At 68.1% G+C, this 17,324-nt stretch carries 17 protein-coding genes; 7 read left to right on the top strand and 10 right to left on the bottom strand.

Translation table 11 applies throughout. The features are described 5' to 3' along the window. Positions 1 to 544 precede the first annotated feature (544 nt). The gene (locus ACSVC7_RS10395; RefSeq protein ID WP_448202871.1) at positions 545 to 1,216 is read left to right on the top strand and encodes an ATP-dependent Clp protease proteolytic subunit; all 672 of its coding nucleotides are present in this window, start codon (positions 545 to 547) and stop codon (positions 1,214 to 1,216) included. A 12-nt stretch (positions 1,217 to 1,228) separates the two neighbouring features. On the opposite strand, the gene ACSVC7_RS10390 is transcribed toward ACSVC7_RS10395, so the two are convergent. Together ACSVC7_RS10390 and ACSVC7_RS10385 are read right to left on the bottom strand one after the other, a co-directional pair. Further along, positions 1,229 to 1,801 carry a DUF421 domain-containing protein gene (locus ACSVC7_RS10390; protein WP_448202872.1) on the bottom strand — a complete coding sequence of 191 codons (573 nt, stop codon included), beginning with the start codon at positions 1,799 to 1,801 and terminating at the stop codon, positions 1,229 to 1,231. 82 nt (positions 1,802 to 1,883) lie between these two features. Further along, positions 1,884 to 3,068, bottom strand: coding sequence for an aminotransferase (locus ACSVC7_RS10385; protein WP_448202873.1), 1,185 nt, complete (start codon positions 3,066 to 3,068; stop codon positions 1,884 to 1,886). A 164-nt stretch (positions 3,069 to 3,232) separates the two neighbouring features. Here ACSVC7_RS10385 and ACSVC7_RS10380 point away from each other — a divergent pair, with 164 nt between their 5' ends. Beyond that, positions 3,233 to 3,961 (top strand): HAD family hydrolase, encoded by a 729-nt coding sequence (locus ACSVC7_RS10380; RefSeq protein WP_448202874.1) that lies wholly within the window; start codon positions 3,233 to 3,235, stop codon positions 3,959 to 3,961. A gap of 47 nt (positions 3,962 to 4,008) precedes the next feature. Here ACSVC7_RS10380 and ACSVC7_RS10375 read toward each other — a convergent pair whose 3' ends face one another. Both ACSVC7_RS10375 and ACSVC7_RS10370 read right to left on the bottom strand, forming a co-directional pair. Then, entirely contained in the window at positions 4,009 to 4,296 is a 288-nt protein-coding gene (locus ACSVC7_RS10375; protein ID WP_448202875.1) for a hypothetical protein, read from the bottom strand. 93 nt (positions 4,297 to 4,389) lie between these two features. Then, entirely contained in the window at positions 4,390 to 5,622 is a 1,233-nt protein-coding gene (locus tag ACSVC7_RS10370) for a diaminopropionate ammonia-lyase (protein ID WP_448202876.1), read from the bottom strand. A gap of 158 nt (positions 5,623 to 5,780) precedes the next feature. On the opposite strand from ACSVC7_RS10370, the gene ACSVC7_RS10365 reads away from it, so the two are divergent. Next, positions 5,781 to 6,080: a DUF2312 domain-containing protein gene (locus tag ACSVC7_RS10365; protein WP_448202877.1), complete on the top strand. Its 300-nt coding sequence runs from the start codon at positions 5,781 to 5,783 to the stop codon at positions 6,078 to 6,080. 42 nt (positions 6,081 to 6,122) lie between these two features. On the opposite strand, the gene ACSVC7_RS10360 is transcribed toward ACSVC7_RS10365, so the two are convergent. Next, a complete protein-coding gene (locus tag ACSVC7_RS10360) occupies positions 6,123 to 6,455 on the bottom strand; it encodes a cupin domain-containing protein (protein ID WP_448202878.1) in 333 nt (110 codons plus the stop codon). A 172-nt stretch (positions 6,456 to 6,627) separates the two neighbouring features. Further along, entirely contained in the window at positions 6,628 to 6,930 is a 303-nt protein-coding gene (gene fliN / locus ACSVC7_RS10355) for a flagellar motor switch protein FliN (RefSeq protein ID WP_448202879.1), read from the bottom strand. Between the two features lie 196 nt (positions 6,931 to 7,126). Between fliN and ACSVC7_RS10350 the strand changes: the two genes are divergently transcribed. After that, complete coding sequence (locus tag ACSVC7_RS10350; RefSeq protein WP_448202880.1) at positions 7,127 to 7,966, top strand: sulfurtransferase; 840 nt, start codon at positions 7,127 to 7,129, stop codon at positions 7,964 to 7,966. On the opposite strand, the gene murJ is transcribed toward ACSVC7_RS10350, so the two are convergent. Then, positions 7,963 to 9,513, bottom strand: a complete 1,551-nt coding sequence (gene murJ, locus ACSVC7_RS10345) for a murein biosynthesis integral membrane protein MurJ (protein WP_448202881.1) — start codon at positions 9,511 to 9,513, stop codon at positions 7,963 to 7,965. The two genes, ACSVC7_RS10350 and murJ, sit on opposite strands and share 4 nt — an antisense overlap. Positions 9,514 to 9,685: 172 nt before the next feature. On the opposite strand from murJ, the gene ACSVC7_RS10340 reads away from it, so the two are divergent. After that, positions 9,686 to 10,465: an alpha/beta fold hydrolase gene (locus ACSVC7_RS10340; protein ID WP_448202882.1), complete on the top strand. Its 780-nt coding sequence runs from the start codon at positions 9,686 to 9,688 to the stop codon at positions 10,463 to 10,465. 269 nt (positions 10,466 to 10,734) lie between these two features. Here ACSVC7_RS10340 and ACSVC7_RS10335 read toward each other — a convergent pair whose 3' ends face one another. Further along, a complete protein-coding gene (locus tag ACSVC7_RS10335) occupies positions 10,735 to 12,432 on the bottom strand; it encodes a hypothetical protein (RefSeq protein ID WP_448202883.1) in 1,698 nt (565 codons plus the stop codon). Positions 12,433 to 12,641: 209 nt separating this feature from the next. Here ACSVC7_RS10335 and ACSVC7_RS10330 point away from each other — a divergent pair, with 209 nt between their 5' ends. After that, entirely contained in the window at positions 12,642 to 13,328 is a 687-nt protein-coding gene (locus tag ACSVC7_RS10330) for a hypothetical protein (protein ID WP_448202884.1), read from the top strand. Between the two features lie 191 nt (positions 13,329 to 13,519). Then, positions 13,520 to 14,026 (top strand): response regulator, encoded by a 507-nt coding sequence (locus ACSVC7_RS10325; protein ID WP_448202885.1) that lies wholly within the window; start codon positions 13,520 to 13,522, stop codon positions 14,024 to 14,026. Between the two features lie 119 nt (positions 14,027 to 14,145). On the opposite strand, the gene ACSVC7_RS10320 is transcribed toward ACSVC7_RS10325, so the two are convergent. Together ACSVC7_RS10320 and ACSVC7_RS10315 are read right to left on the bottom strand one after the other, a co-directional pair. After that, the gene (locus ACSVC7_RS10320) at positions 14,146 to 15,507 is read right to left on the bottom strand and encodes an HlyD family type I secretion periplasmic adaptor subunit (protein WP_448202886.1); all 1,362 of its coding nucleotides are present in this window, start codon (positions 15,505 to 15,507) and stop codon (positions 14,146 to 14,148) included. A 43-nt stretch (positions 15,508 to 15,550) separates the two neighbouring features. Beyond that, entirely contained in the window at positions 15,551 to 17,164 is a 1,614-nt protein-coding gene (locus tag ACSVC7_RS10315) for a type I secretion system permease/ATPase (protein WP_448202887.1), read from the bottom strand. Between the last annotated feature and the right edge of the window lie 160 nt (positions 17,165 to 17,324).

The following is a 17,324-nucleotide window of genomic DNA, read 5'->3' as shown; positions in this document are numbered from 1 at the left end:
TTGGCGGAACGAAGGGGCCACGGCAATGGGTTGGCACGAAATACAATGTCGCACTGCGGCAAACACGGCGCGCCGACGGGTGCCGAGAGACTCCGGAATGCCGGTGGCGACGGCACCTCGCTTTAGCGCCGGGGGCGTTTACCCATAAAGATCAACGCGTTGGTGGCATACCCTGAAGTTCACCCGGAATCTCAGGAATTCCTCGCCAGACCTCAATCAGACTATTAGGAACGTCTTACAACCCATTGTTCAAGCGTTCTATTCCGGTCCGACAATGTCGCTCCCCCGGCCGAATCGGCGTGAGCGCCCTCATGCTGCACCGCCACATTGTTAACGAATTTTCCCCTTATGCCCGACCGGGGCCACACAAACATCACAACATCGGCGCAAAATGCGCAAACTCACTTTTTCTTTCGAATTCCCGCGGCGCACCTTGCCTTTCCAGCGTTCATCACCGACGGACGCTACCCTTTCGGACAGGAAGTGCGTTAACCATGACGCAAGCTTTTGCCGGCACCTTCCTCCTCGGATCAAGGAGGTTGGCATGCTGGTTCGAGCGACGGCACGGATGATGGTTCTGGGAATGCTGCTGGCGCTGGGTGCCACCGGCGCCGCGACCGCCGACAGCCTGTCCGTCAGCCGTCCGACTCCGCAGCCCCAGCCGCAGCCGTCCTCCTCTGAATTCCCCGACGCCACGCTGGTGCGGGTCGATCAGACCGGCTCGACGCTGCTGCGCCTGGACGGCATCATCACCCCCGGCGTCGAGCAGCGCTTCACCGAAACGCTGCGCAGCCTGCCCGCCGGCAAGCCGGTGGTGGTCGAACTGTCGAGCCCCGGCGGCTTCACGACGGCCGGCTACCGCATGATCGACCTCGTCCTGGCCGAGCGGCAGTCCGGCCGCCCCGTCGCCACCCGCGTCAAGGACGGCGAGTCCTGCGAGAGCATGTGCGTCGGGCTGTATCTCGCCGGCTTCCCGCGCTACGCCGCCCCGACAGCCGAGTTCATGGTGCACGCCCCGCGTCTGGCCGAGAACGGCCGGATGACGCTGCGGTCCACCGACACGATGGTGAAGCGTCTGGTCGCGCTGGGCGCCTCGCCGGTCTGGATCGAGCAGGTGAAGGCCGCCGGCGGCTTCTCCGGCGAGATGGACTACCGCGACCGTGCCGACCATCTGGCCGCCGTGGGCGCCAACATCGTCACCGACCTGACGCGCTGACGCGAAAGCGGTTCAGGATAGTTCGATGCGCAGGGTGTGAACGCCGTCGGCCACCGCGACGGTGATCACCCTGGGCTCGTCCTTGGCCTTGACGACGCTGATGTCGCCGTTGCGCTCCAATCGGGCCTCGGCGACCTTGTCGGGGCTGGTCAGGCCGTGGCGGCGAAGATCTTCCTCCAGGTCATGGATGGTGAGATGGGCGGCGCGCATGGCCGCCTCCTCCGTCCGCCCGTCGCGCACGATGACGCGGGGCTCTCCCTTGATCACCGTGCCGAAGCCGTGCCAGCGCGTTGCAACCGCCGACAGGACGGAATGAAGGGCGATCAACGCGGCGGTCGAGGCGAGGGCCGGCAGCATCGGGGCGTTGCCGGTGATGGCCCGGCTGGCGATGGAGCCCAGCATGATGCCCAGGATCACGTCGAAGGCCGTCGCCTTGCCCATGAAACGCTTCTTGCCCAGGCGCACCACGCCGAGCGTCACCGCGTAGACGATCAGGGCACGCAGCATCATCTGCAGCACCCCGATGTCCCGGCTTTCCAGCCCGACTCCGAGCGCCAGGCGCGCCACGCCTTCCAATCCGTCCATCGCCCCATCCATTGCCGCGCCCTCCCCGCCATCCCGGTCGTCTGCGAACGGGATAACGGAGCGGCGGCGCTTGCGGCGCAGGCTACCCCCGTTCGCTGTCCACCAGCCGGCGGGCGATCTCCGGCATGACGGCGGCATCGACGTTGGCGAAGGCGAAGCGCAGGTAGGCGTCCTGGCCGGGACCGAACATGGAGCCCGGCAGGCAGAGGATGTTGTGCTCCCGCGCCAGCCTCTCCGCCACGGCGTGGGCGGGCGTGTCGCCGAACGGGTGGCGGACATAGGCGAAGTAGGCGCCGATGCTGGCGATGCGATAGCCGGTGCCACTGCCCTCCATGGCGGCGCGGAAGGCGTCGATGCGCGCCAGGATCTCGCCACGCTTTCCGGCCACCCAGCCGTCCAGATTCTCCAGCCCGAACAGCGCCGCCTTCTGTCCGATGTGCGGTGCGCAGATGGCGAGGCAGTCCATCACCTTGCGCGCGTGCGTCAGCAGGGCCGCGTCCGCGATCACCGCCCCGACCCGGTAGCCGGCGAGGCTATAGACCTTGGAGAAGCTGTAGAGATGCACCAGCGTCCGCTGCCAGCCGGGCCGCTGGAACAGGCCTTGCGGGGCTTGCCCCTGCCAGTCCGGGAAATCTCGGTAGGTCTCGTCCAGCAGCAGGCGAATGCCGCGCCGCTCGCACAGCTCATAGAGCGCAGCGATCGCCTCGGGCGAGGCGATGGCGCCGGTCGGGTTGTTCGGCGTGATGAGCACCAGGGCGCGCGTGTTCGCGTCGATCAGCTGCTCGACCTCCGCCGGGTCGGGGACGAGGCCGTTGCTTTCGCTGAGCGGCAGCGGGCGCGCCTCGACGCCCAGCATGTCCAGCGTCATCTTGTGGTTGAAGTACCAGGGCGTCGGCAGAATGATGTTGTCGCCGGCGCGCGCGAGGCTCATCGCCGCCACGGCGAAGGCCTGGTTGCAGCCGGCCGTGATCAGCACCTCGTCGGCCTTCACCTCGGCCCCGTACAGCGCGCCGGTGCGCCGGGCCAGCGCGGCGCACAGCGGCGGCAGCCCGTCGATGCCGGTGTAGCGCGCGGTGTCCGGCGCCCGCACCTGCTCGGCCAGAAAGGCGGTCAGCGCGTCGGCGGGCGGATAGCCGGGCACCGCCTGGCAGAGGTCGATCAGCGGCTTGTCCGCCGGGAACACGCGCCCTTCCACCCAGCGCCAGGCTTCGGCGATGGGCGGCGCCTCGGTGGCGGCGACGAGCGGGTTGACGTCACTCCGGTCCATTCCCTGTTGTCCAGTCTTCGTGTGTTTTTCCGGTGCGGGCATGGTGGACCGGCCGAGCCGGCCAGCGCAAGCGACCTGACGTTGCACCTGACGTTGCAGGGGCGTGACCTTCGCCGCGCCGCGCTGTCTTCAGGAAAAGCGAACACTTCGGACGGACGGACCCCATGCGGTACGCAGCGCTGGCCACCGATTACGACGGCACCCTCGCCAACCGCGGCCGGGTGGACGACGCGGCGCTGGACGCGCTGAACCGCCTGCGCGCGTCGGGTCGGGCGTTGATCCTGGTGACCGGGCGGGAACTGGACGATCTGCGCGGCGTCTTCCCTCGCGTCGATCTCTTCGACCGCGTGGTGGCGGAAAACGGCGCGGTGCTGCACCGGCCCCGGACGGGCGAGACGGTGGCGCTCGCCCCACCCGTCCCGGCCACGCTGGTGGAGGCGTTGCAACGCCAGGGCGTGCAACCGCTGTCGGTTGGCCTCGTCATCGTATCCACCCACACCCCGCACGAAAAGGCGGTGCTCGACACGATCCGCGAGCTGGCGCTGGACAACACCGTCGTCTTCAACAAGGGTGCGGTGATGATCCTGCCGGACGGCGTGAGCAAGGTGACCGGCCTGACCGCCGCGCTGAAGGAGCTGGACCTCGACCCGCGCGAGGTCGTCGCCGTCGGCGATGCGGAGAACGACCACGCCTTCCTGCGGCTGTGCGGGCTGTCGGTCGCGGTGGCGAACGCCCTGCCCTCGGTGAAGGAGGAATGCGACCTCGTCACGCGCGGGGCCGCGACGGCGGGCGTCATCGAACTGATCGATCGGCTGATCGAAACCGACTTCGTCGACCACGCGCCGGAACCGCCGGAGGAGTCGGAAACGCCGTTACGTCCCGCCAACCACTGACGCGAACGCGGAAAGGGAGGCCCGCGCCTCCCTTTCCCATGCCGGTTCTACTTCTTCGGCTGGTTGTTTTGGCCGTTATTGTTTTGGGCTTGATTCTGGGATTCGGCCTGTTGCTGCTTGGCCTCGTCCTTCTTCTTGGCTTCGTGGTGCCCGACGGCGCAGCCGACGGCGGCACCCGCCACGCCATGCCCGGACCCGACCTCGTGGCCGGCGATCCCGCCGACGGCGGCGCCCTTCGCGCAGCCCTTCGCCTCGACCGTCCGGGGCATCGTCAGGCCGCCGGCCAGCAGGGCCACGGCACCGATCGCCAGAACGGACGTTGAAATGACCTTCATCTCGGCTGTCCTCCTTGCGCATCCGAAAGGATGCCTTCGCCAAGGAAAACGACTGGATTGATGAAGCGTTCCCTCCTTTGCGCGCGGACGCGGTCAGGCGGGGTTGAGGACGGCCTCCGGCGAGCGGCCGACGATGCGCTCGTAGACCTCCGGATCGGTGGCGCCTTCCGTGCCGAAGACCAGCACGCGGGCGTCGGGCGCCAGGCCCAGCCCGACGCGCACCTCCGGGTCGGCGGCGGCGCACAGCAGGGCGGCGAGCCCGGCCACGCCCGACTCCCCGGCGACCACCGGACGTCCGCCGTAAGCCGCGTCGGCCAGCAGGCGCATGGTCGTCACCGCCGCCTCGTCCGGGATGGTCAGGAAGTCGTCGGCCCCGCGTTCCAGGATCGCCCAAGCGAGCAGGGAGACCTCCCCGCAGGCGAGCCCGGCCATCACCGTGTCCAGGTCGCCTTCCGCCTTCATCGGCCGGCCGGCGACGGCGCTCTGGTAGAGGCAATCGGCGGTGTGCGGCTCCACCACCACGAGCCGGGGGCGCTGGCGTCCCCAGGCTTCCCACAGGTGGCCGCAGACGGCGGCGGGCAGAGCCCCCACCCCGCCCTGGATGAAGACGTGGGTTGGGCGTTCGCTGGCGGGAAGCTGGGACATCGCCTCCTCGACCATGACGGCGTAGCCCTGCATCACGTCGCGGGGCACGTCCATGTAGCCGGTGTAGGAGGTGTCGGACACGACGTGCCAGCCGTTGGCCTGCGCGTCCGCCGCCGCCTGCCGCACGGCGTCGTCGTAGAGGCCGTTCACGCGCACGACGCGGGCGCCGAAAGCCTCGATGGCCTCCTGCCGCCCTTTCGAGCAGTTTGCGGGAATGTAGATGACGCAGTTGCAGCCGAACACCTGGGCGCCCCAGGCGACCGAGCGGCCGTGGTTGCCGTCGGTGGCGGTGGTTACCGTCACCGTGCGCGTGACCTTGCCATACTGCCCGACCACGAGGTCCAGCGCGGTCACCGGCACGCCGGGCACGCGGGCCTGAACCTCGCGCGCCAGCAGGCGCAGCACCGCATAGGCCCCGCCCAGCGCCTTGAAGCTGTTGAGGGCGAAGCGCGTCCCCTCGTCCTTGTACCAGATGCGGTCGATGCCGGCGGCACGGGCGAGGCCCGTCAGGGAGCGCAGCGGCGTCGGCGCGTAGCCGGGCCAGGCCCCGATCTCCGCCATTGCCTCCTGGAAGGCCGCGCGGCTGATGATCGCGCGCTCCGAGGGGCCGTAGGCTCTCTCATGATCGGCGCGCGGGTTGGAAAAGAGACGCGGGGTGCCAAGCGGGGGCAGGTCGGACATCGTGTTCGCTCTCCGGGACCGAACCACGAAAGCATTCCCACCCACGCCGCGTCAAGCAACGCGATGTTTCCGGACAAAGCGTCACAAGCTGTGCTAACAGCCGCGCCCCCGCTGCCGGAGGGCGGTGGGGATCATTCGCTGAAGGGAGTTTTTCCGTCGTGACGACCGGACTCACCAACACCACCGGCCCCGCCAACACCGCCGCCGACCAGCTGAAGCAGTTCGCCGACCGCATGGAGCGGCTGATGGACGAGATCGACGGCCTGAAGGCCGACCTGAAGGACCTGCGCGGCGAGGCCAAGGCCGCCGGCTTCAACGTGCGGGCGCTCGATAAGCTGGTCGCCATCCGCCGCAAGGACGCCAGCGAGCAGGAAGCCGAGCTGCTGAACGACCTGATGCTCTACGCCCACGCCACCGGCACGCCGCTCGACGTCGTGATGCCCGAACCGGCGGAGTGACGGGAGCCAGCGGCCCCTTTCAATAAGGGGCCGCACCTTCGCTCATGCGCCACTTGTCTGCTGGGCCGGCGGGGAGGTCGCCTCCACGGCCTGGAAGCGCTCCAGGATGCGGTAGCTGTGCTCGGCCCCCTTCGGCACGACCCAGGAGTCGCCGGGGCGGAGCTGCACGATCTGCCCTTCGACATGGAGTTCCGCCCGACCAGCGATGACGAAGCCCACGGTTTCGTACTCGCGCCGCGTCGGCTGCTTGTCCACCATGTCCGGCGTTTCGTCCCACAGGCGCATCGCCACCGACCGGCCCGAAGCGAGCAGCTTCTGCCCCATCGCCCCGGTCGGCGACCGGTCGGCTTCCACTTTTCTGGCGCTGTCGGCCATCGCGTCCTCCACCCTTGCCGCCTGGGGAACAGGAGGGCTCCGGAAAGGTCACGCAGCAACCCTTTGCGCGCCGACATGGTTTTGGAACCGATACGAGCCGTTCCGCAGCCGGAACGTCATGTTTCGGATCCGAAACGTCAAATTCCGTTGTCGCAACGAAGGTTGTGCGCGCTTAGCGCTTCCACTCGCGGCTGGATTTCACGAAGTCGGTCAGGGTGACGCCGATCTTGTCGTCCACGATCACCACCTCGCCGCGCGCGACCAGCACGCCTTCCACATAGACGTCCGTGGGATCCTTGAGATGCCGGTCCAGCTCCACCACGGCGCCGCGGCCGAGCTTCAGCAGATCGCGGACGCGCAGCAGGGCCGTGCCGATCACGACCTTGATCTCGACCGGCGCGTCGCCGATGGCGAAGCCGTCAGCCCCCGCATCGTCGGACGAGGCGGCGCCGAGCAGGTCGTCGATGTTGGCCATGGTGCACTCCTTCGCCGCAACCGCTGCGGATCACTCGAATCTGTAAGAGTTATACCCATAGCGCACGGTTCGGCAACGCCGACCGTGGGGAGATGCTGCGACAAAGGAGGGAAACAACAGCGCAGATTTGGTTTTCCGATCACGTCCTGTGTTGTTACCCTTCCCGTCCGATGTGAATGAACAGCGAAGGCAGGCCATGACGACCGATTCCCCCCGTCCTCTGGTGGACAGCGCTTGGCTGAGGAACAACCTCGGCCGTCCGGGTTTGGTGGTGCTGGACGTGAGGACGCCGCCGGCCGGGGGCTTCATCCCCGGGTCCATCCATTCCGACTACGCAATGGCCGGCTGGCGCGCGACGGTCGATGGCGTTCCCGGCCTCCTGCCCGAGACGGCCGCCCTGGAACGTCTGATCGGCGGGCTGGGAATCGGCAACGACGATCATGTGGTGCTGGTCGCGTCCGGCCTGAACGCGTCCGACATGGGCAACGCCACGCGGGTCTACTGGACCTTCAAGACGCTGGGCCATGAGCGCCTGTCGGTGCTGGACGGCGGTTTCGCGGCCTGGAGCGCCGATCCGGCCAACCCGGTGTCCGAGTCCCCCGCCACGCTGCCGGCCAAGACCTTCACGGCCGAGCCCCGCACCGATCTGCGCGCCACCCTGCCCCAGGTGGAGTCGGCCATCGCACAGGGCTCGGTTCCGCTGATCGATGCCCGCTCCGCCGAGCAGTTCGCCGGGAAGGGCAAGAGCCCGCAGGCCCGCGCCGCAGGGACCTTGCCGGGCGCCGTGAACATCGAGAACGGCGCCTTCTATTCTGGCGCCGACAAGCGCTTCCCGTCGGGCGAGTCGGTGAAGGCCCTGGCCGAACAGGCCGGGGCGGACAAGGCGCCGATCACCTTCTGCAACACGGGCCACCTCGCCTCGGTCTCCTGGTTCGCGCTGAGCGAACTGGCTGGCCTTCCCGGCGTGAAGCTCTACGACGGGTCCATGAGCGAGTGGACGGCCGATCCCACCCGCCCCCTCAAGAACAACAGCTAAGCGGCCTTGCGGCGCCGGCGGATCCGGCCGAGGTCCGACCGGCGCACCAGCCCCAGCACCAGCGCCAGCACCGCGTAGACAAGAAGCCCGGCCACGCCAAGCAGCACCAGCCCGGCCAGCCGCTCAATAATGTTGTGGGCGGTCAGCCAGGGCGACAGCCGCTCCTGCACCGCCCACAGCGCGCCGCCCATCGCCAGCGCGGCCAAGGCCATGCGTGGCAGGTTGCGCAGCAGACGGGCATCGGCGCGGAACAGCCCACGCCGGGTCAGCATCCACGCCAGCAGACCGGCGTTCACCCAGGCCGACACCGAGGTCGCCACCGCCAGCCCCACCTGCGCCAGCGGCCCCATGAGGGCGAGCTTCAGGGCCACGTTCACCGCCGTCGCAGCCAGCGCCACGCGCACCGGGGTCGCCGTGTCGTGGCGGGCGTAGAACCCGTTCACGAGGCTGCGGATCACCACGAAGGCTGGCAGGCCCAGCGCGTAGGCTTGCAGCGTCGCCGCGGACTGCGCCGCGTCCGATGGGCCAAAGGCGCCGTGCTGGAACAGCACCGCCACGATGGGCAGGCCGGCCACCATGAAGGCCGCCGCCGCCGGCAGGGTCAGCACCAGCGACAGCTCCACCGCGCGGTTCTGGCTCTCCACCGCGCCCGCCTCGTCGCCGCCCTTGATGCGGCGGGACATTTCCGGAAGCAGAACGGTCCCGACCGCGATTCCGATGACGCCCAGCGGAAGTTGGTTCAGCCGGTCCGCGTAGTAGAGGTAGGACACCGCCCCGGTGGGCAGCAGTGAGGCGACCAGCGTGTCCACGAACAGGTTGATCTGCGTAAGGCCGGAGCCGAGCGCCGCCGGCCCCAGCACCTTCAGGAACCGCTTCACGTCCGGGGTCAGGCGCGGCCACAGCGGGCGCAGCCCCATGCCGGCGCGGTTGGCCTCCCAGTAGAGGTACAGGAACTGCGCCACGCCGGCCAGGAAGACGCCCCAGGACAGGGCGTGCCCGACCGTCGGCATCAGCGGGGCCAGGATGACCATGGCGGCGATCAGGCACAGGTTCAAAAGGATCGGCGCCGCCGCCGCCGCCCCGAACCGGCCAAGGCTGTTGAGCACGCCGGCCAGCAGCGATTCCAGCGAGATGAACAGCAGGTAGGGGAAGGTGATGCTGGTGAACAGCACGGCCAGCCGGAACTTCTCCGGCTCGTCCGAGAAGCCCGGCGCGAAGACCGTCATGAACTGCGGCATGATCGCCAGAATGCCGGCCAGGAACAGGATCTGCACGGCGAGCAGCAGGGCCGCCACCTCCTCCGCGAACCGCTTGGCGGCGTCCTGCCCCTCCTGCACCAGCTTGGCCGAGAAGAGCGGCACGAAAGCGGAGTTGAAGGCGCCCTCCGCGAACAGGGCGCGGAAATGGTTGGGCAGCCGGAACGCCACGAAGAAGGCGTCGGCCACCGGCCCGGCGCCGAGCAGCGCGGCCGTCAGCACGTCGCGCAGAAAGCCAAGGGCGCGGCTGACCAGCGTCAGCCCGCCGACGGACAGGATGTTGCGGAGCACGGTGTGTTCGGTTCCCCAGGTGACGCCCTCAACGGCGGCGCCATCCTAGCGTTTTCGGCGCCCGCGTCACGCCTTTCGGCATGGCTCGGTTGGTGGAAAATGCGGGGCCGAGGGTGCGTCGGCTCTGTTAGGATCGCAGCTCCCTTCTTCGACCACGCACATCGGGATCTCCATGGCCCAGGGTCTTCCCCTCACCTATCTGGAAGCCGGCGAAGCGAACGGCGGCACGCCGCTGCTGGTCCTGCACGGGCTGTTCGGCTCCGCCCGCAACTGGCAATCGCTGGCCCGGCGCTTCGCCGAGACGCGCCGCGTCTACGCGCTCGACCTGCGCAACCACGGCGGCGCGCCCTGGGCCGACAGCATGACCTACCCGGAGATGGCGGAGGACGTGCTGCGCTTCCTCGACGATCGCGGATTCGCGCGGGCCACGGTGGTCGGTCATTCCATGGGCGGCAAGGCGGCCATGACGCTGGCGCTCAATCACCCGGACCGGGTGGAGCGGCTGGTCGTGGCGGACATCGCGCCGGTGGCCTACACCCACACCCACGCGCCCTTCGTCGCCGCCATGAAGCGCGCCGACCTGGACGGCTGCACCCGCCGGTCGGAGGTCGAGGCGCAGCTCGTCGAGGCCGTGCCGGAGCCGCCGCTGCGGTCCTTCCTGTTGCAGAACCTCGTCCTTGAGCAGGGAAAGTTCCACTGGCGCATCAACCTCGACGCCATCGGGGCGAGCATGGCGAACCTGATCGGATTCCCCGACCTGGGCGACAAGCAGTACAGCGGCCCGACGCTGTTCATCGGCGGCACGCGGTCCGACTACATCACCCCGGATCACGAGCCGGCCATCCGCCGCCATTTCCCGAGCGCGCGGATCGAAATGCTGGTCGGTGCCGGGCACTGGCTCCACGCCGAACGTCCGGACGAGTTCGCCGCGCTGGTGGAGGGGTTCGTCTGACGGCGGCGGTTTGCACTGGATGAGTGCGGATATTCCCGACGACAACCATTTTCACACGGATTTCACGGATTTATTCACGGATTACACGGACGCGAGTTGCCGAGACGCAGCAACCGAACAATATTAAAATTTAATCCGTGAAATCCGTGCCTTAATCCGTGGAATCCGTGTAAATCCTGTTGTCCGCACAAGAACAAGCACGTCCCCGCAAAAACAAAACGGGGACCCGAAGGCCCCCGTCATGCGCATGCTGAACGCTGGACGCGGCCTTAACGGGCGCCCGCCTTGGCCGGGGCGCCGGCGGTCTGGTTGAAGGCGTCGCGCAGATAGGGCGACAGCGACTGGCGCATGTTGCGCAGCCACTCGTGGATGATGATCAGCGAGCGGGAGGCGACCGGCGGGGTCATGCCCAGCTTCACCAGATCCTCGCGGGTCATCTGCGCGACATGGTCCAGGCGGTGCCCGGTCAGGCGCGCCCAGGCCGGGGCCGTGCAGGGCGACATGGAGATGACCTCCACGCCCTCGCGCTCGACCATCTCGGCCTTGCGGCGGGCGTACTGGCTGTCCTCAAGCTGCGAGAAGGGGCCGGAGAAGCCGTTCTCGACCAGGACGCGCTTGGCCTTCGGGGCGATGGTGGCGATGCGCTCCAGCGTGTTCATGCCGGTGGACAGCGAGGCCAGATCGACGGTGACCGGGACCATGAAGGTCAGCCGCTCGCCGTCGCCGACGTAGTAGTCGAAGCCCGACACCTCGGCCCAGTTGAAGAACCACTGGGAGATGTTGCCGCCGAAGTCGTACAGGCGGCCGCCGCGCTGGAGTTCCGGGCCGATCTGGTCCCAGAACTCGTAGAAGCCGTCGCCCGAGCCCATCATGTTCATGAAGTCCTGGGTGATGCGGCGGTGCTCAACAACCTCCGGCCCGAACAGACGGTTGAGGCGCTCGTTCACCTCATACTCGACGACCTTCAGTTGCAGGCCTTCCAGCATGGCGGTCGCCATCAGGTGATGGGACAGCAGCGTCTTGCCGACGCCACCGCGGTCATTGAGGACGAAGATCGTGCCCAGCATGCGATCGCCTTTCCAGAGTCTATTCGTTGTCAGGTCTTGAGATATCGGAGTTTGGGATATCGAGACGTGCGATATCGGTTGGCCCAGGGGCGCCGGAGCGGCGGAGATGGCCGGTGCTTCGGCCGGTTCGGAAGGCGGAGCGATCGGTTCCGGTTCTTCCACCGGCAACGGCGCCTCGGCCACTGGTTCCGGCGCGATCTCCATGGGGATTTCGGCCGCAGGAATTTCGGTCACCGGGATTTCGGCTTCCGGGATTTCGGCTTCCGGGATTTCGGCTTCCGGGATTTTGGCTTCCGGGATTTTGGCCGGGGCGATTTCAGCCGCAGAACTCTCGGTCGCCTGGCTTTCCGTGGGCGCGGCGGTGGCGTCCGACTCATCGGATACCGTTTCCTCGACGGCCGGCTCTTCTTCGGGCTCGGCAGTCGGGGCACTGCTGTCGACGGTGGCGTCCGCAACCGGCGGCTCCTCGACGGCGGGCTCGGGGAGCGCCGTGACTTCCTCGCCTTCCGGAGAAAGCTCGGCTTCGGGCATTTCCTCGCCGACAACGTCCAGGGAGTCGGCCTCGGCCGTGCGGCCGGAGGCCAGCGCGGCGCGGTGCACAGCGTCCAGCGTCTCGCGCGGCGTGGTGCTCTCGCCCCCCTCCTCGGCCGACGTGCCGCCGCGGCCCTCATTGCCCACCAGGAAGAAGGCGGAGCGCAGCGTCACGGGAGAAATCGGCTGGTTGTCGCGCGCGGTGATGCCCAGCTTCGCGAGAATGTCCGAAATCTCGGCCCAGGACAGGCCGCGCTCCCGCATCAGGCTGATGTCGCCATAGCTTTCGCGCACGGCCTGCATGGCCGAGCGGTTGCCGGTCGGGCGATCGGCAAGGAGCCGTTCGAGTTCCGTGCGATCAATCGACACCGTGATTATCCGGCAGTATGTCGTTGGGGAGAGGTGGAGAGGATTTGTGATACCGCAGGATTCCGTTCCCTCCGGCGCGCAAAAAATAGTACAAGCCAAGGGGGTGCGCAAACGGTTTCCAACCATGTTCAACCGCATTAAACATGTGACCGGGGCCCGTCCTTGGTCCCAGGGTCGATTGCAGGGCAGGACCCAGGGTTTTGGCGAAGATGCCGCATGATTTCCGTCCACAGGGCCTCCACGCCACCGAACCCGGCCGCGCGCCGTCGCAGCCGATCGGTTTTCATGAGCTGCGCCAGGCCTGCGAAATCTCGACCCTGCGCGAGGAACTGGAGCGGATCGTCCAGGAAACCGAGGCGTTGCGCGATCACATCGAAGAGGCCGTCGAGCAGGTCCGCAACCGCTTCGCCGCGCTGACTCCAGAGGATCTGGCGGACTCCGACCGCATGGCGCCGTTGCTGCAGTTCGCCGTCTCGTCCCTGCTTGAGATCCGCGACGGGGCGCGGCGCCTCAACACACAGACCGGCGCCATGGCCGACGACGACCGTCCGTCCTGGATGGGCGCCGCCGAAGCGCCTCGGACGCGCCCGGCGGCAACGTCGCCCGCCCCGTCTCCACTCCCTCCGGCCGCGCCTCCGGCGATGCCGGACGTGCCGCCCGCCGCCCCTCTGCTGTCGCCACTGTCGCCCATGACACCGGCGGTCTACGCCGCGCCACCGCCCTCACCCCGCCCAACGCCAGCATCGGCACCAGCACAGGCACAGGCCGAACCGGCCCCGCCGTCCGCCTCCTGGCTGACGGCCCCAGGCAACGCCGCGCGCAAGCCCGCGCCGCGCAGCACGACCCCGTCCGGATCGAACGGCAGCGTCGATTGGCTCAGCCGCCCGGAGCGCTGAGGGATATCCGCCCACACTGTGGCATCACCACCTCGGCGAGCACGGAACATGTGTGTTCGTTGTATTTTCGCTTGATCTTCCGTTCGGGTAGCGCTACCACTTTATTTGGTAAACGGAATTTTACCAAAAAGTGACGGGCTTGGCGCAACGGCGTTGGGTCCTGCGGGTGGAACAGGTGCGCGAGGGCGGTCGTGGCACAGGACGAAATCGATACGCTGGCACAGCCAGCCTCCGGCGTGCAGCAGCAAGGCCTCGGCGAACGCGCGAACGCCGTGCAGTTCCGCGGCTCCCCCCACACCGACACGCCGGCTGCGGTCCGGTCCCTGCGCCTTCTGATCGTCGAGGACGAATCCGTCGCGGCGGAAGCCATCGGCTTTGCGGTCACCGACCTCGGCCACACGGTGTGCGGCATGGCCCGCACCGAGGCGGAAGCGGTGGAAATCGCCGGGCGCGAGCGGCCGGATGTGGCGCTGATGGACGTGCGGCTGGCCGGCGGCGACGGCATCGAGGCGGCGCGGCGGCTGCACGCCAACTACGGCATCCGTTCCATCTTCCTGTCCGGCTACGCGACCCATGCCATCATGGCGCGCATCACCGAAACCTATCCGCTGGGCATTGTGAACAAGCCCTTTTCCTTCGCGCAGCTGAAGCTCGCGCTCGACCTCGCCGCACGGCGCGTGCGCGGACCGCGCGCGTAGACGGCCGGGACGCGGACGGCACAAAGGAAAGGGCGGCCCCACCTGCGGGAGCCGCCCTTTCCTTTGGCACCGGCCGAACCGGGCGGCCAATGCCGCCCCGCCCGGTTATCTCCGCCACGTCACTCCTGAATGAACGCCTTCACGTAGCTGCTCTTGATCGGCTGGATCAGGTAGTCCATCGGGGTGCGCGACGACAGGACGATGCGCGCCTCGACCGGCATGCCGGGCTTGATCTTCAGGTTGTGGACCGAGTGCGAATCGCTGTCCTTCAGGCGGATGCGCGCGATGTAGGACTCCTGCCGGGTCACCGTGTCCATCACGCGGTCGGCGGAGACATAGGTGACCGTGCCGTCCAGCGAGCCGACGACGCGGCTGTCGTAGGCGGTCAGCTGCACCTTCACGGGCAGGTCAACGGTCAGCGACTTGATGTCCTTCGGCTGGACCTTCACCTCGGCGAGCAGGGCGCGCTCGTCGGGGATGATGTCCAGGATGGGCTCGTTCCCGGTGATCGTGCCGCCGGCGGTCCAGTGGCTGTGCATCACGACGGTGCCCTCGTCCGGAGCCTTGATGGAGCGGCTTTCCAGACGGTTGGCGGCGTCGCGGATCTGCTCGGCCAGCTTCACGACGTCGCCGCGGGCCTTTTCCAGATCGACCAGGACCTTCTCGCGGAAGTCGCTGCGGCGGCGCAGCAGGTCGCCTTCGGCGTCGACGGCGGACTGCTTGGCCTGGGCGATGCGGGCATCCAGCTCACGGTCGCGGCCCTTCAGCTGCGCGTCCATCTTCTGCTGCTCGACCAGCTTGGTCCGGGTCGAGTTGCCGCGGGAGAGCAGGCCCTGGGTGATGCGCATGTCCTCGTCGTTCAGCGCGATCTCGCGGGCGAGGAACTGGCGCTGCTCCTCCAGGCTCTTGGCCTCCTCGCGCAGCGTCGCGACGCGCTCCTTCGTCAGGCGCGCCTCGGTCTCCAGCTGGTTGTGGCGGACCTGGAACAGGGTTTCCTGGTTGGCCATCAGCTTGTCCACCGTGCGGTCGGCGCCGCGGCGGCGGCCCAAGTCGTCCGGCCACTGGATGGCCGGCTGCTCGAACAGCTCGGCCGTCAGGCGGGCTTCCAGGGCCAGCGTCTCGATCCAGGAGGTCGTCAGCACCTGCAGCTTGGTCGCCGCCTCGGTGCTGTCCAGGCGCATCAGGACCTGCCCCGCCCGCACCTTGTCGCCTTCCTTGACGAGGACCTCGTCGATCTGAGCGGTCTCGGTGTGCTTGACCGTCTTGCGGCCCGTCTCCGGCGTCAGGGCGCCGGACGCCATCACGGCGCTGTGGAGGGGGGCAAGCGCGGCCCAGGCGGTCATCCCGCCGAAGCCCACCGCCAGCACCAGAAAGCCGCCGGTAAGAAGCCCGCTGACCCGGGTATCGGGAACCAGCGCGCGGAGCGCGCTGATCGACGTCATGGTCTTCGTCTTGTAGGAGTTCATGGTGATGTCGGTCATGGGTATCGGTCCTTTGTCGCCGGGTTTCGCGTCAGGGTCGGCGTCAGCCGGCCGCGCTCTGCTGCACCGGCGCCGGGCCGATGTTGCGCAGGCGGGTCCAGTTGGCGCCCTGCTGTTGCTGCTCCTGGCGTTGCGGCAGTTCCACCGCCATGCCGTTCTTCAGCACATAGGTCTTGTCGCAGATGTCGACGAAGGCCGGGGAATGGGTGAGCACGATGGTCGTGGTGCCGTCGGTCTTCGCCTGTTCGATGAAGGCGCGGACCGCCTTGTGGCCGATCTCGTCCATGCCGGCGGACGGTTCGTCGAGGACCATCAGCGGCGGGTGGCCGAAGCCGGCGCGGGCCAGCGCGATCAGACGGGCCGAGGCGCCGGTGATCGGGAAGAACGGGTCGGACACTTCGGTCTCATAGCCGTTCGGCAGCGTCTCGATCCACTCGTGGATGCCGGCGCGCTTGGCGGCGTCCTCGATCCGCTCGCGGGTCGCTTCGGTGAAGCGGGCGATGTTCTCGGCGATGGTGCCGGGCAGCAGGTCTGCGTTCTGCGACATGTAGCCGATGCCGTGCTCCGGAGCGTCCGGGTTCAGCGAAGCCATGGAGAGGCCGCCGAGGCGGACGGTGCCGGCCGACGGGCTGGCCACACCAGCCAGAAGGCGCGCCAGGACCGACTTGCCCGAGCGGTTGGGACCGGCGATGCAGATGGTCTGGCCCGGATCGATGCTCAGCGTGACGCTGCGCAGGATCGGCTTCTGGTCACGGGGCGAGACGAACAGCAGGTTCTCGACCGTCAGGCGCTCGCGCTCGACCGGGATCGCCGGGCGGGCCGGCTCACGCGACAGGCGCTTCAGCAGCGGGTACAGGCGGCGGAAGGACTGGAGCGATTTCTGCAGCTGGGTCCAGGCGCCGGCGCTCTGCTCCACCGGGGCCAGGGCGCGGCCGACCAGCATGGAGGTGGCGATCATGCCGCCGAAGGACATCTGCTGCTCGATCACCAGCCAGGCGCTGACGCAGGTCACCGCGATCTGCAGGATCATGCGCACCCACTTGGTGAAGGCGCTGATGGCGGCGGAACGCTCGGCCGAAAGACCCTGGTAGGCGGAGGAGGTCAGCGCGTCGCGGGCCACGGTGTCCAGCGCGTTGGGACCCATACGCAGGCCGCGCACCGTCTCCGACTTGGCGATCAGCGCGTCGAACAGGCGCTGCGAGCGGCTGGCCGGGGCCTTGCCTTCGTCGGCGAAATGCTTCACCGCCCAGCAGCCCAGGAAGCCGAGCCCGGTCATGATGACCATCGACGCGACCAGCAGGGCGGACAGCAGCGGGTGGATCAGGTAGATGCCGATGATGTACAGCGGCACCCAGGGCACGTCCATCAGGGCCGGCAGCGACGGACGGGACAGGGCGCCCTTGATCTCCATGAGATCGTTCAGGGGCGACGTGTCCGGGCGGCCGCGGCCCGACGCGTCCAGCACGTCGGCGGCGAGGCGGCGGCGCCAGGCCGTCTCCAGCGCGTTGCCGGCGCGGGTCAGGACCCGGGCGCGGACCGTTTCCATCGCGGCGATCAGCGACAGCGCGATCACCACGATCACGGTCAGCATGACCAGCGTCTCGATGTTACCGGAAGGGATTGCCCGGCTGAACACCTGAAGGGAATAGAGCGGCATCGCCAGCATCAGAAGATTGACGGCGGCGCTGAAGACAAAGGCACCAACAAGAATCCTTGAGAAATAGTGCCCCCCGAAGGCCATCTCTTTCTCGGCCTTTTCAGGCCTGCGATTAAAAAAGCGAGGCATTTATAGCCCTCCAATTGTCACCGTTTAAGGC

Source organism: Azospirillum mesophilum (assembly GCF_053470405.2).
Note: the sequence above shows the minus strand (reverse complement) of the source record. Positions and strands in the feature narration are given on the sequence as shown.

Coding starts and splice junctions, on each gene's coding strand:
- ACSVC7_RS10395 (WP_448202871.1), top strand. CDS start 545: ATGCTGGTTCGAGCGACGGCACGGATGATGGTTCTGGGAATGCTGCTG.
- ACSVC7_RS10390 (WP_448202872.1), bottom strand. CDS start 1,801: ATGGACGGATTGGAAGGCGTGGCGCGCCTGGCGCTCGGAGTCGGGCTG.
- ACSVC7_RS10385 (WP_448202873.1), bottom strand. CDS start 3,068: ATGGACCGGAGTGACGTCAACCCGCTCGTCGCCGCCACCGAGGCGCCG.
- ACSVC7_RS10380 (WP_448202874.1), top strand. CDS start 3,233: ATGCGGTACGCAGCGCTGGCCACCGATTACGACGGCACCCTCGCCAAC.
- ACSVC7_RS10375 (WP_448202875.1), bottom strand. CDS start 4,296: ATGAAGGTCATTTCAACGTCCGTTCTGGCGATCGGTGCCGTGGCCCTG.
- ACSVC7_RS10370 (WP_448202876.1), bottom strand. CDS start 5,622: ATGTCCGACCTGCCCCCGCTTGGCACCCCGCGTCTCTTTTCCAACCCG.
- ACSVC7_RS10360 (WP_448202878.1), bottom strand. CDS start 6,455: ATGGCCGACAGCGCCAGAAAAGTGGAAGCCGACCGGTCGCCGACCGGG.
- fliN (WP_448202879.1), bottom strand. CDS start 6,930: ATGGCCAACATCGACGACCTGCTCGGCGCCGCCTCGTCCGACGATGCG.
- ACSVC7_RS10350 (WP_448202880.1), top strand. CDS start 7,127: ATGACGACCGATTCCCCCCGTCCTCTGGTGGACAGCGCTTGGCTGAGG.
- ACSVC7_RS10340 (WP_448202882.1), top strand. CDS start 9,686: ATGGCCCAGGGTCTTCCCCTCACCTATCTGGAAGCCGGCGAAGCGAAC.
- ACSVC7_RS10330 (WP_448202884.1), top strand. CDS start 12,642: ATGCCGCATGATTTCCGTCCACAGGGCCTCCACGCCACCGAACCCGGC.
- ACSVC7_RS10320 (WP_448202886.1), bottom strand. CDS start 15,507: ATGACCGACATCACCATGAACTCCTACAAGACGAAGACCATGACGTCG.
- ACSVC7_RS10315 (WP_448202887.1), bottom strand. CDS start 17,164: ATGCCGCTCTATTCCCTTCAGGTGTTCAGCCGGGCAATCCCTTCCGGT.